Consider the following 13,691-nt stretch of genomic DNA (forward strand, 5'->3'; position numbering starts at 1 on the left):
TATGGAAATTTTATGAAAACTAAATTTTTGATGATACCTTTAGCCTTGGCTGTATTAACTGCATGTCATTCCAATGATAATCATTCAACAACGGCTGTTACTGCAGCAGCTAAAACAGCAGTAACTAAAACGGCAGTAACTAAAGCTCCAGAAGCTAAAGCTCCAGAAGCCAAAGCCCCAGAAGCTAAAGCCCCAGAAGCCAAAGCCCCTGAAGCCAAAGCCCCAGTGACTCAACCAACGAAAGTTGACACACCTAAAACAGAAGCACCTAAAACAGAAGCACCTAAAACAGAAGCACCTAAAACAGAAGCACCTAAAACTGAAGCACCTAAAACTGAAGCACCTAAAACTGAAGCACCTAAAACTGAACCAGTTAAAGTTGCAGCACCGAAACCGGTAATTCATGGCACACTGAGTGATGATCTAGAATCATCCACAATTAGTGAAAGTTGGGTGAAGTACACTGGTGGCTCTGATGCAATGGGTCTAACTCCAGCTAAAGGCACTAATAGCACTCAGTCATTATTGATAAAAGACAGCAGTTCAACAGAAGAGACGCATGTTGCCTTACTATTTAAAGACCAAAATGTTGAGACTGGTACAGTCACCTTTGATACGTTAATACCAAGTTCTAATGATGATGACACCTATTTTGTTTTAAGTGATACCACTAACCCTGGTTTTTATACGCTTCACTTAAAGGATGAAGATCTCTATATTGAAGGGAATAATGGTAATAAGCTCGTTGGGCATGTTTCGCGTGATAAATGGCATACAATTAGCCTGAAATTTGATGGACCATTTTATACGACAACTGTTGATGGAACATCCACGACTGTTCATATATTCACAATTGACAAGTTTGTTAAAAGAGTAGCACCATCGCAATTGCTTATTAAAACAGGTTCAGAAACGGGTACGGGTAATAACGTTTACATTGATAATGTCTTGTTCAACCTTGATGGAAGTGCGCAACCTACACCAGTAAAAGCACCTACTCAACCAGTGGTAACTCCATCAACACATGCATCCGCAGGTGGCGATGATTTTGAATCCTATGCTGTTGGTGATACGGTTGGTGGTGACTGGAAAGTTCCTGATGCCAGTAAAACTGGATTAACCGCTATTATTTCTAAAGACCAAGTGGCGAGTGGAAGTGAAAAATCATTACTATTAAAAGATAATAGTACAACGGGCAAACCATACGTTGCGTTACCATTCAAATCTGATGCGACTAGTGGTTCTGTATCGCTTGATGCCTTTTTCCCAGCAGCTAACGAAAAGTTCACTTATATTAAAATAGGTAAGAGTTCTAGTAATAAAGATAGATACATTGAAATTAAACAAGAAGCCCAAAAATTAGTTATTGCTCATACAAAAGGTGCAGATGATGAGGTTATTGAGGAACATCTGACTCTTGATGCATGGCATACATTTAAAATTTCTTGGACTGAATCTAATAAATATACTATCAGCTTAGATGGCACCGAGATTGTTAAAGATAAGGATCAAACTCTTACTGGATATACTGATACAGTTCCAACAGAGTTGGGACTTTACACCGGTGATACTAAGGGTGATGCTAACCTAGCATACTTTGATAATGTCAAATCTGATTTATTCTAATCGTTTGATAATTTAACTGATATGGCCGGAGTTTTCTCCGGCCTTTTTTTGTTTAGTTTAAATCATATAAGTTAAGTTATATCAATCACACTAAGTAATTGATTAGCAATGGCGCAGGAAAAATGCATGAAAATATGGTGGATTTTTTCGATAAGTAGTGATTCTGCAATCAAAAGTTCTAACGCAGTTATCGAGTATTTTAACAATCTAGAATGGTCAGTAATTTAGTACGATTGGTATTATATGTGAAAACATAGATTTATTGTTATTAATCTGCTTGACTGCAAAATTCACATAATATGTTTTTTAAGGTTAAACCTGAGAAGCGTATTGTAATAATGTAACGTTATCTCCATTTTTATTTCAATAATAAAAGTGTCAGGGGATACTATTCTCTATTTAATATAATGGATATATTATGAAAACGAAATTTTTGATGATACCCTTAGCTTTAGCTGTACTAACCGCATGTCATTCTAATGAACATCATTCAACTACCCCTGTTACTGCTGCAGCAAAATCAGCAATAAAAGCCCCTGAAGCCAAAGCCCCAGAAGCGAAAGCACCTGAAGCCAAAGCACCTGAAACCAAAGCGCCAGTGACTCAACCAACGAAAGTTGAAACACCAAAAACAGAAACACCAAAAACAGAAGCACCAAAAACAGAAGCACCAAAAACAGAAGCACCAAAAACAGAAGCACCAAAAACAGAAGCTATAAAAACAGAAACACCGAAAACAGAAACACCAAAAACTGAGCCAGTTAAAGTTGTAGCACCGAAACCTGTAATTCATGGCACACTGAGTGATGATCTAGAATCATCCACAATTAGTGAAAGTTGGGTGAAATACTCTGGTGGTTCTGATGCAATGAATCTAACTCCAGCTAAAGGCACTAATACCACTCAGTCATTATTGATAAAAGACAACAGTACAACAGAAGAGACGCAGGTTGCGCTTCTATTTAAAGATCAAAAGATTAAGGAGGGGTCAGTATCGTTTGAAACGTTAATACCAAGTTCTAATGATGATGATACTTTTTTTGTTTTAAGTGATACCACGAACCCTGCTTACTATAAGCTTCACTTAGAAGATGAAGATCTCTACCTGGAAGGGAAAGATGGGCGTAAGCTAGTTGGGCAAGTTACACATGATGCATGGCATACTATTAGTATGAAGTGGGATACAGACGGAAAGTTCACAACAACCGTTGATGGAGTTTCCAAGGTTGAGAGCATTATCATGATTGATATGTTTGTTAAAAGGGTCTATCCATCGCAATTGCTGATTAAAACAGGTTCAGAAACGGGTACGGGTAATAACGTTTATATTGACAATGTCGCGTTTCACCTTGATGGAAGTGCGCAACCTACACCAGTAACAGCACCTACTCAACCAGTGGTCACTCCATCAACACACGCATCCGCAGGTGGCGATGACTTTGAATCCTATGCCGTTGGTGATACGGTTGGTGGTGACTGGAAAGTTCCGGATGCCAGTAAAACTGGATTAACCGCTATTATTTCCAAAGACCAAGTGGCGAGTGGAAGTGAAAAATCATTACTATTAAAAGATAATAGTACAACGGGCAAACCATACGTTGCGTTACCATTCAAATCTGATGCGACTAGTGGTTCTGTATCGCTTGATGCCTTTTTCCCAGCAGCTAACGAAAAGTTCACTTATATTAAAATAGGTAAGAGTTCTAGTAATAAAGATAGATACATTGAAATTAAACAAGAAGCCCAAAAATTAGTTATTGCTCATACAAAAAGTGCAGATGATGAGGTTATTGAGGAGCATCTGACTCTTGATGCATGGCATACATTTAAAATTTCTTGGACTGAATCTAATAAATATACTATCAGCTTAGATGGCACCGAGATTGTTAAAGATAAGGATCAAACTCTTACTGGATATACTGATACAGTTCCAACAGAGTTGGGACTTTACACCGGTGATACTAAGGGTGATGCTAACCTAGCATACTTTGATAATGTCAAATCTGATTTATTCTAATCGTTTGATAATTTAACTGATATGGCCGGAGTTTTCTCCGGCCTTTTTATTTTTAATTTTCTAATCATATAATTCAAAAATGAAAACATAGTTTTACTGTTATGTTCATTTATCTGCTTGACCGCAAAATATATATGATAAGTTTTTAAGGTTAAATGCCGAGAAGCGTATAGTAATAATATAAAGTTATCTCTGTTTTTATTTAAATAATAAAGTGTCAGAGAGATATAGTTCCCTATCTAATATAATGGATATATTATGAAATCAAAATTTTTGATGATACCTTTAGCTTTGGCTGTATTAACTGCATGTAATTCTAATGAACATCATTCAACTACCCCTGCTACCTCTGCCGCACAATCAGCAATAAAGGCCTCAGAACTCAAGACACCTGTAGTTAACACTGCTGAAACTAATAATAAAGCAATTAAGACACCCATAGTTAATGCTCCCTTAGTTAAGACCCCAGAAGTTAAGACACCTGTAGTTAACACTACTGAAACTAAAGTACCTGAAACCAAGGCGCCGGAAACCAAGACACCTGAAACCAAGACACCTGAAACTAAGGCACCTGAAACTAAGACACCAGAAACCAAGACACCAGAAACCAAGACACCAGAAACTAAAGCTCAAGAACCTCAAGGTCAGACTCAAAAAGTTCAGGCTTCAGAAGTTGGAGTTTCCACAGAAAATCATGTAGTTCAAATTACCGATACCGATACTCATGATAGAGGTGAGATTCGTGTCGTGTTTGCAGAAGCAACTTCTGTAACTTCTATTGCCGATGGTAAATTTACGGTCGATTTGCACCAAATTTCTATCGATGGCAATGATAAGAATAATGCTCTAAGTGTTGATTTATACACACAACCTACAGGTAGCGATAAAGATCTGTTTGGGGAAATTATATTATCAGGCGGTAAAACGGGTGAAACCGCACCTATTTTGTACCGTACTACTGAGGGGACTAAGACTAAGATTGGTGAGCATGTTCTCGGTCATGATGTGTTACTAGAAGTGTCATGGACAAATGGCACCTATTCATTCAAAGTAGATGATAAAACAGACCCTAGTAAGAGTGTTTCAATTGATGGCTCACAACTTATTGACTCAGTAATTAAGAGTGATCCTGTTGTTGCTGTTGCTTTGAAGCTAGGCAGCACTAATGAAACTACCCAAGATCAAGTCATCTTGGATAACTTTATGGTGTATCAAGGTTTAGGTGATAATACCAAATTGATCTTTGGTGATAGGTTTGATAGTACTGATGCAGGCACTTCACTTGCAGCTACGGATGATGCTTGGAGTAAATATAGCAAATACTCTAATGAAGCAGTGGTGATTGATGTTAAGGATGTAAAAATTCCAGCACCAGTAAGAGCACCTATCCCACCTCAACCAGAGGTGCATCCAATATCGAATACAAAGGCTATTAAAGATGGTGATCTAGCCGATGATTTTGAATCATCTACATTGAGTTCACACTGGCATGCTTTCACTTTTGATAATTCGTTAGCAAAAGAACAAAGTTTCACTATAACTAAAGCGACTGCGCATACAGGGTCTCACTCGTTATTGATCCAAGATTATAGTCCTTCAACGACAACTAATATTGCTTTAGAGTTCAAAGAAGGAGAAGCAGCGTCGTCTGGTTCTGTAGGATTTTCTGCGTTTATACCTTCAACTAACCAAGACCCTACTTATTTTAATTTAAACCATTACACTAACGCTGCATATCTTTCGGTAGAACAAATTGGCGATGAGCTATATATGGTAGGGAGCAGTAGTAGAATTCTCATTACAAAGATTACCCGTGATACTTGGCATAATATTGGCTTGAAATGGGATGATACTAGTCATTTAAGTGTAACGGTTGATGGGACTGCTTATCCTGATACGACTAATGTATTGACATTTGCCATTGATCGCGGTTTTGAAAAGTCACTCCCAACACAATTTAGTATTCAAACTGGAACTAACAGTGGTATAGGAAACCGAGTTTACATTGATAATGTGAGATCCTCGAAATTATTCTATTACTATAAGTAGAATTTCCTAAATAGATAAGGTTAGCTTAATGGCTGACCTTATCGCTCAACTTTGAACGTCGACCCTTTACTTGAGAGGGGCAGTGTTGTTATTGCGAAATTCAGACAGACAGAATCTGTTACAGCCTCGGAAATAAGATGCTATACAAGCCTCACTAAAAGTGAATCACAAACGTGTCCATTTGCTATGAAATGCCCATATTTTACGATGATTGCTCTTTTGACGCTAATCTTAATGAAATCTCTTCGTTATCCACGTCCAAGTTTCTTGCTTAATTCGTCACTACCAAAAAACCTGCACATGCAATGCTGATACTTCTATTTACATAGTAAAAGCAGACATTGGTTAACACTTTCTCTTTGATTCATGCATCTATAACGTTTCCGAGAGCGACATTATTTGCATTTGCCTAATCTAAAAAACACCAAAAACTTGTACCCCACAACAGCCCGCCTTTATCGCCTATCGTTAAGAGGACACACACCATATCTTTAACCAGATGTGAAAGCTAATGGGACACACACTAGACGCCTGTCTGTTTATGCTTTTGTCTCTTTATTCTCTTTATACCTAGGTAAATCGCCATCTGGCTTTAAATCGCTGCATCTAAGGCTCTTGTTTGAGCGAATTTTATAGATTTGACGTTTAGAAAAGGCAACAAACAAATGAGCTTGTGCCATGAAATATGAGGTGTTTGTGTGTTAAATAAGACAATCATCTTATTGCAAATAGGAAAAAACATAAAAAAACCGAAAATTTAAGCAATAAAATATAAAAAAAGCAAGAAACGGCCACTGTCAACACCCTAAAATCGAGATCTAATACTCACTTTTTATACGCGCACTGCGCCTACGCAACTTTTTGTACATGCATCACAGTTTGTAACTGACGGTTACACTAAAATATTTGTCATACATTAATTCAAATACCCGTATGGAAAAAAAGGTAAAAACACCATGAATAAAAGTAAAATTGCATTAGCAGTAGTTGCTACAGTTTTCGCAGGTTCGGTGAGCGCAGGTTCTATTGACTACCGTGCTGAATATAAGCATGAAGATAAAGAGTATCAGCACCGTATTAAAATCGGTACATCAGTAAAAGCTGCAGATAAAACTAAGGTTTACTTTAGCGCTGAGCAAAAATTTAACAGCGATGATAAAGGTGATTTTTGGTACGAAATGGAGCGTGGTGATTCTGAGTTTGATTGGGGTGTGCGTTACGATCTAACTAAAAACTGGTACCTACAACCTGGTATGCCAATTACTTTCTCTGACGAAAGAACTACATATAAGCCTCAGTTCCGCGTGGGTTACAAATCTAGCTTTGGTTTAACTACCGCTCTTCGTTACCGTCATGAGTTCCAAACGTACACAAGTAGTAAAGAAGGTTCATCGACTACTGTGGATGGTGGTTCACTACTACGTGCAGGTAAAACTTTCCAACAAGGTAAAGTGACTCTTACAGGTTCATACAAGTTTTCTCAAGAAAGCTTGAAAGACCTTAAGCTAAGCTACGAAGCAAACTATAACCACAACTACGAAGATGTTCGCATTGAAAACAACAACAACTGGGGTTGGGATGCAGGTCTTATCGTAGGTTATCAAATGGGTAACTTCCGTCCTTTCATGGAACTTTGGAATGTTAAAACTAGCGGTTCAACAAGCAGTGACCGTCAGCTAAGAACCCGTCTTGGCCTTAAATATTACTTCTAAAAAAATATAAATAATAAAACTGCTGAATGAGCCTGTGCTCAGACTCATTCAGCTAGTAACGTAATGAAACATTAAGAGAGAAAATATGAAAATTTCTAAGTCTGCGATTGCAGTAGCTCTATCTACTGGTCTTCTATTTGGTTGTGATTTCGATGTAGGTTCAGAAAATAAACCTTCAGAACCAGTAATACCAGCAACACCCCCTTCAGCTCTACAAAATACATATTGGGAGCTTGCTGCTGCATCTTCTACTGCTGCGACACAATCTACTGATCTACCTAATATTTATGTTTTTGATGGTACAAATCAAAAATACTACAACGATGATAATAGCTTTGGTACTTACGTTATCGAAGAAAAATCATACTCAGAAGATGAAGATGGTAACCTGACATTCCATTACTATGATGCTGACGGTAATTCATCTGAAGAAACGGCTACTTTTGCGGTTTCTGCTGATGGCGCTCTCACTATTTCAGGCACAAACGATGGTGACCTGACGGGTACTGATCAATCTGACAATGCGGATATTAAAGCGGCAGTTGAAGCTGCAAACTCTGCTTCAGGTGTTAATAACGTTGCTCAAATCATTGATACAACGACCACCGATACAGGTGAGCTACGTGTTAAATTAGCTGATGGTTCTACGGGTATTGCTGTTGATTCTATTGCTCAAGGTAAAATTACAATTGATTTAACTTACCAAAAGCATGCTGATACTGAGCAAGCGGAAGATACTAGTGGTAACAACGCATACATCTCTCTTTATGCGACAGGCACTGGTAATGCGAACCTATATGGTGAGCTAGTTCTTAATGACGGTGAAGTTTTCTACCGCACAAACAATGTTGAAGACGGTAAGCCTCAGTTATCTGACTCTATCGGTACATATACATTAGGTGAAGAGCTTTCAGTTGAACTAGTATGGGGTGAAAACGATGAGTATTCATTCGATATTAATGGTACGTCTTACGGACCTTTCCCTTACGCTATGGAAAATGCCGCTGTACAAGTTATTGCCGTTAAAATGGGTGATAACAGCAACACGACTCATTTTGAGCTACTTGCAGATAACTTCAAGATTTTCAATGTAACTGGTACAGATGAAGAGCTTGTATTTGAAGATAACTTCGAAAGTTATGCTGACGGTCATAACCTTTCAGGTGCCCCATACAACACTAACTCAAATGAAGTTGTAGTGTTGAAATTAACGGGTGCCGCGGATGATGATTCTGGTTCAGAAGATGACAATGGTTCTGGCGAAGAAGATAACGGTGGCGCTGGTGAAGAAGACAACGGCGGTGAGGAAGACAACGGCGGCGGTGAAGTTTCTTCAGTAGATAACTTCGATTCGTACACGGTTGGTGCTCAAATTGATGCAGCTAACGCTAGTTATGTATTAAGCAATGCTGAAGGCAATGTTGCTAAGATCAGCGATGATTTTGCTGCATCAGGCTCTAATTCTCTACTTATCTCTGATGCTTCTGCTACCTCAAAACCTGTTGTTTCTCGTACCTTTAAAGATGGTGCAGCCGACAGTGGTTCTGTATCAGCTTCTTTTTATATTCCTGATGCAGGTTATGTGAAGTCTTCTTACATTTACTTAGGTCATTCGGCAACAGGTTCTTCTAGTACCCGATTCACTGAAATTGTATTTGGGTCTTCTGAAGTCAAATTTAGAAATGAAAGTGGCAGTCAAAAAGCTGTTGCTGATTACGAGCAAGATACTTGGGTTGATGTAACTGTATCTTGGGTTGGTACTGATATTACAGTAACAATTGATGGTCAAGATTATACTTCGTATATGGATAATGATGTTGAAGTTCCGTTGGTTGCTGAAAATGTAGATGGTGCTCCAACTTTAGTGGCGATCTATGCTGGTGATAACAGTTCTGTTGGTACTTATTCATATGTTGATAACCTAGGTTCTGATTTGTTCTAATCTAGTTTGATTATCTAACGACAAAGCCGGCTTATATAGCCGGTTTTTTTATGCTGATGTTAAAGTTAATGTTCTGAAAATCAGTAAATTAAAAGATTTTTACTTGTACATTATTGACGTACCAGAAGGATTAATATTTGATGGTATGCTTGAAAATGGATATCGACAATTATGTATTGATTGTAGAGTAACCTCATCATTTTAATTATGTTTGAAGTTTAGCGTTTCCCATGAATTGATGATTACAGGTAAAACCCAATGCATAAGACAAAATTGACAATTGCTGCTTATGTCATTGCTACCTTCTTAGTTATCGAGAGAGTAGGGGATAAAGGGATTGATAATATTTGTTATGTTGGTGAGTTCTGCTCGCAATACTACAATTAGTATCTGCGGTGCTCTCACGTAGGAATAAGTTGTATCTTATTGTTATTTAAGAGATTTATGTCCGGCTAGCTCCAAAGTTTAGACTTCACTCTATGTTCTGTTGTGATAATCCTAGAATACCCCTTGCTTTTACTATTTGTAATACAATATAATTTAAGAATGGTATTGATCATTGCTTACTAGATGTTTCTGGTTGAGTAACTTAGAAACACCTATGATACCTTTTCCTAAAAAAGTGGGTTTGTTATAAACCGGCTTGAACTAGTGAAACTCCATAACTACTAATAATGGCCTAAGCATCCCCTTCTAGTGTTTAGGCTCGGTACACCACCGATTCACCCATAGGCTATGCACTTGCCTATGGGTTTTTTTTTGCGTTTTGCTAGGGATGTTTACAGGTTGAATATAATTAACGAGAGGTGTTAACAGTGTACATGCAATGGGTGCTAGCTGCATTTATTAACGGTTTAGTAGCAATAAATCTAGCCAATGTAACCATTGGCAAACTGTACTAACTGAGTATGGTGATATTAGTGCCCATTGGCTTATGTCTGCAAAGCAAGAACCGCGTTCATTATTTTATTATAATGTGATAGATAGCAAGGTTTATTTTAATATTATGGCTTTAGTAAATATCAAACATAAATAAAAATAACATAGTCATTCATTTTTATGCATAATATTCCAGCGGTATCTCTAATAAAAAATTGGAAAAGACAATCTTTAATATTGTCCAGAAAAAAACGTGAATTACCTCTATTTTTATCACATCGATTTACATTTTACGAATGGTGTGAATGAGCTTGACTATAGATGGATTATTCATTTTAACTTATTGTTTATTAAGATAAATGTTGAATTTTGCTCATCATTTTCTCGGTTATTTATTGCAATTGTAGTGTTTTCTGACGATTTTTACTGTTTTGAAAATTACAGTAAAAAATATTAAATAAATGCCTACAAAAAATTATGCTGAAAATCGATTTCTTACTATCCTCATTTATTCTTAAATTCTGTTACTAATAATGAGTCATAAATGAAAGAGGGTAGGCGTTCGGCAATTTGTCGTCTTAGGTATATCGGATAATTTCTGTATAAAAAGTCACCACTATTCATTTAATCAATAAGTGTCATTGATTGAGCGTTTCTACTGTAGTTAAAACCCGATCAATTGTGTGATGTGTGCTGCATTGAAATTAAGTTCATCTAAAGTTGAACTGACCCCGGCAAGTACTTTAATCACAAGTTTGATAAATAAAGACACCAGCTAGAAGTAAAATTAGCAGTATTAAATTCATAAATTAGTACTACTATTTGTATGAGAATGTGTTGCCTGTAACAAATAATATATATGACTAATGGTAGATGTGGCATTTAGATTTCATGCATATGTTGACAAAACAATGACTAGAATTGCCTTGTTCCAGTTATTAATCCTCAGTTACAGCTTAAGAATTGTTGTTTCTATTTAGTCAACAGTTAGCTCTTGATCACTTGTATGATTTAATCTAGGTAAAGTCTTGAGCCCCACGTCACATTTATGAAGTATTGTAATACAAAAGATCTAGATAACTGATTAAAATGAACGGGATTTGAAATAATTATTTACAGTTTAAGGTAATGTGATGGATCTCAATACGATTATTGTTGGCGTTTATTTCCTATTCTTAATTGCAATAGGTTGGATGTTTAGAACATTTACAAGTACGACAAGTGATTACTTCCGTGGCGGCGGTAATATGCTTTGGTGGATGGTTGGTGCAACTGCGTTTATGACTCAGTTCTCAGCTTGGACATTTACTGGTGCAGCCGGTAAAGCATATAACGATGGTTTCGCAGTAGCGATCATCTTCTTAGCAAACGCGTTCGGTTACTTCATGAACTTTGCGTATTTTGCTCCTAAATTCCGTCAGCTACGTGTAGTGACGGTAATTGAAGCAATTCGCATGCGTTTTGGTGCTACGAACGAACAAGTATTTACTTGGTCTTCTATGCCAAACAGTGTTGTATCTGCAGGTGTATGGCTTAATGCACTAGCAATCATCGCATCAGGTATCTTTGGCTTTGATATGATGATGACTATCTGGATTACAGGTCTCGTTGTACTGGCGATGTCTGTTACAGGTGGTTCATGGGCGGTAATCGCATCTGACTTCATGCAGATGGTTATCATCATGGCAGTAACAATTACTTGTGCTGTTGTAGCGATTGTTCAAGGTGGCGGTGTTGGTGAGATCATCAGTAACTTCCCTGTGGGCGATACTGGTTCTTTCGTAGCGGGTAACAACCTTAATTACCTAAGCATCTTCAGCATCTGGGCGTTCTTCATCTTTGTTAAGCAGTTCTCTATTACGAACAACATGCTTAACTCCTACCGTTACCTAGCGGCAAAAGATTCTAAGAATGCTAAGAAAGCGGCACTTCTTGCTTGTGTTCTTATGCTAGGCGGTGTATTCATTTGGTTCATGCCTTCTTGGTACATTGCAGGTCAAGGTGTTGATCTTGCAGCTCACTACCCTGATGCAGGTTCTAAAGCAGGTGACTTTGCTTACCTATACTTCGTACAAGAATACATGCCAGCAGGTATGGTAGGTCTTCTAGTTGCTGCAATGTTCGCTGCAACTATGTCTTCAATGGACTCTGGCCTTAACCGTAACTCAGGTATCTTTGTTAAAAACTTCTACGAACCAATCGTTCGTAAAGGTCAAGCTTCTGAGAAAGAGCTAGTAACAGTATCTAAAATCACTTCAGCGGTGTTTGGTATTTGTATTATCCTTATCGCACAGTTCATTAACTCTCTTAAAGGTTTGAGCTTGTTCGATACAATGATGTACGTTGGTGCTCTAATCGGCTTCCCAATGACTATTCCTGCATTCCTTGGCTTCTTCATTAAGAAAACTCCTGACTGGGCTGGTTGGGGTACACTAATCGTTGGTGGTATCGTTTCTTACGTGGTTGGTTTTGTTATCAATGCAGAAATGGTTTCTCACGCATTTGGTTTACAAGAGCTAACTAGCCGTGAATGGTCTGACGTTAAAGTTGCAATTGGTCTAATCTGTCACATTGTATTCACTGGTGGTTTCTTCATCTTCTCAATGATGTTCTACAAACCTCTATCTGATAAACGTCAAGCTGATGTTGATAAGTTCTTTGGTAACCTAGCTACTCCATTGGTTGCTGAGTCTGCTGCACAGAAAAAACTTGATAACAAACAACGTCAAATGCTTGGTAAACTGATTGCTGTAGCGGGTGTGTTCATCATGTTTATGGCTCTATTACCAAATGAAACGTGGGGACGTTTGGTCTTCATCCTTTGTGGTTTCATTGTTGGTGGTGTTGGTATGCTTCTTGTTAAAGCTGTTGACTCTTCTGCAGAAAACCTTGAAGAAAGTGTTGCTAAATAAATAATTTTACTTTAGTTAACCAATAGTAAATGCGGGCTTTGTTGCCCGCATTTTTTTGCCTATAAGTCTCACCACATCAACTCCCAGCATAGGTAGTAAACTCCTTTAACCCTATTGGCTAAGCATTGTTGTCGGTTTTGCTTTCTCATTCTATCCACCTGTCTTTTAATTCCCCAAACTTTTCTTCTGCTCATTATGTTTATCCAAGTTGGAATTTGCCTCTTAAGGGCCTTCGTTCTTTTATTCATTGTGCCTGTAATAGCAAATAGGATGACCTGTTTAATTGGTGTCTGTCCTTTTAGTATCTAGATGATTTGAAATGTTTTATTAGTGTGTGTCCTCTTATGATCTTTAATAAATTCTACTTTAACCTTTCAGAATTGAACTGATGGAAAGTGGCTTAAAATATTTCAATTAGTCATACAAATATTGGGTATATTTTTGATTTATAGATATATAAATATTTCCTATAAGTAAAAACCAAGTAATTCAATTAACATATAATGTGATCTTCATCGCATTATATGCGGGTAACGATCTGTTTTTGTCTGTAA

The 13,691-nt window shown here is 37.6% G+C and carries 7 protein-coding genes; all 7 read left to right on the forward strand.

The window, feature by feature from the left end; genetic code table 11:
- Positions 1 to 12 precede the first annotated feature (12 nt).
- The 7 genes from OCU56_RS13220 to OCU56_RS13250 all read left to right on the forward strand — a co-directional run bounded on the left by OCU56_RS13220 (position 13) and on the right by OCU56_RS13250 (position 13,137).
- Complete coding sequence (locus tag OCU56_RS13220; protein WP_261875218.1) at positions 13 to 1,626, forward strand: hypothetical protein; 1,614 nt, start codon at positions 13 to 15, stop codon at positions 1,624 to 1,626.
- A 418-nt stretch (positions 1,627 to 2,044) separates the two neighbouring features.
- Complete coding sequence (locus tag OCU56_RS13225; protein WP_261875219.1) at positions 2,045 to 3,643, forward strand: hypothetical protein; 1,599 nt, start codon at positions 2,045 to 2,047, stop codon at positions 3,641 to 3,643.
- Positions 3,644 to 3,901: 258 nt separating this feature from the next.
- Positions 3,902 to 5,692 carry a hypothetical protein gene (locus OCU56_RS13230; RefSeq protein WP_261875220.1) on the forward strand — a complete coding sequence of 597 codons (1,791 nt, stop codon included), beginning with the start codon at positions 3,902 to 3,904 and terminating at the stop codon, positions 5,690 to 5,692.
- Positions 5,693 to 6,648: 956 nt separating this feature from the next.
- Positions 6,649 to 7,404: an oligogalacturonate-specific porin KdgM family protein gene (locus OCU56_RS13235; protein ID WP_261875221.1), complete on the forward strand. Its 756-nt coding sequence runs from the start codon at positions 6,649 to 6,651 to the stop codon at positions 7,402 to 7,404.
- 85 nt (positions 7,405 to 7,489) lie between these two features.
- A complete protein-coding gene (locus OCU56_RS13240) occupies positions 7,490 to 9,346 on the forward strand; it encodes a hypothetical protein (protein WP_261875222.1) in 1,857 nt (618 codons plus the stop codon).
- 258 nt (positions 9,347 to 9,604) lie between these two features.
- Positions 9,605 to 9,733, forward strand: a complete 129-nt coding sequence (locus tag OCU56_RS13245; protein WP_261875223.1) for a hypothetical protein — start codon at positions 9,605 to 9,607, stop codon at positions 9,731 to 9,733.
- Positions 9,734 to 11,358: 1,625 nt separating this feature from the next.
- Complete coding sequence (locus OCU56_RS13250; RefSeq protein ID WP_261875224.1) at positions 11,359 to 13,137, forward strand: sodium:solute symporter family transporter; 1,779 nt, start codon at positions 11,359 to 11,361, stop codon at positions 13,135 to 13,137.
- Positions 13,138 to 13,691 lie beyond the last annotated feature (554 nt).

Origin of the sequence: Vibrio rarus (genome assembly GCF_024347075.1) — a bacterium.
Taxonomy (GTDB): domain Bacteria; phylum Pseudomonadota; class Gammaproteobacteria; order Enterobacterales; family Vibrionaceae; genus Vibrio; species Vibrio rarus.

What these genes read in the sequence shown, in the direction of transcription:
- OCU56_RS13220 (WP_261875218.1), top strand. Translation starts at nt 13, where the DNA reads ATGAAAACTAAATTTTTGATGATACCTTTAGCCTTGGCTGTATTAACT.
- OCU56_RS13225 (WP_261875219.1), top strand. Translation starts at nt 2,045, where the DNA reads ATGAAAACGAAATTTTTGATGATACCCTTAGCTTTAGCTGTACTAACC.
- OCU56_RS13230 (WP_261875220.1), top strand. Translation starts at nt 3,902, where the DNA reads ATGAAATCAAAATTTTTGATGATACCTTTAGCTTTGGCTGTATTAACT.
- OCU56_RS13235 (WP_261875221.1), top strand. Translation starts at nt 6,649, where the DNA reads ATGAATAAAAGTAAAATTGCATTAGCAGTAGTTGCTACAGTTTTCGCA.
- OCU56_RS13240 (WP_261875222.1), top strand. Translation starts at nt 7,490, where the DNA reads ATGAAAATTTCTAAGTCTGCGATTGCAGTAGCTCTATCTACTGGTCTT.
- OCU56_RS13245 (WP_261875223.1), top strand. Translation starts at nt 9,605, where the DNA reads ATGCATAAGACAAAATTGACAATTGCTGCTTATGTCATTGCTACCTTC.
- OCU56_RS13250 (WP_261875224.1), top strand. Translation starts at nt 11,359, where the DNA reads ATGGATCTCAATACGATTATTGTTGGCGTTTATTTCCTATTCTTAATT.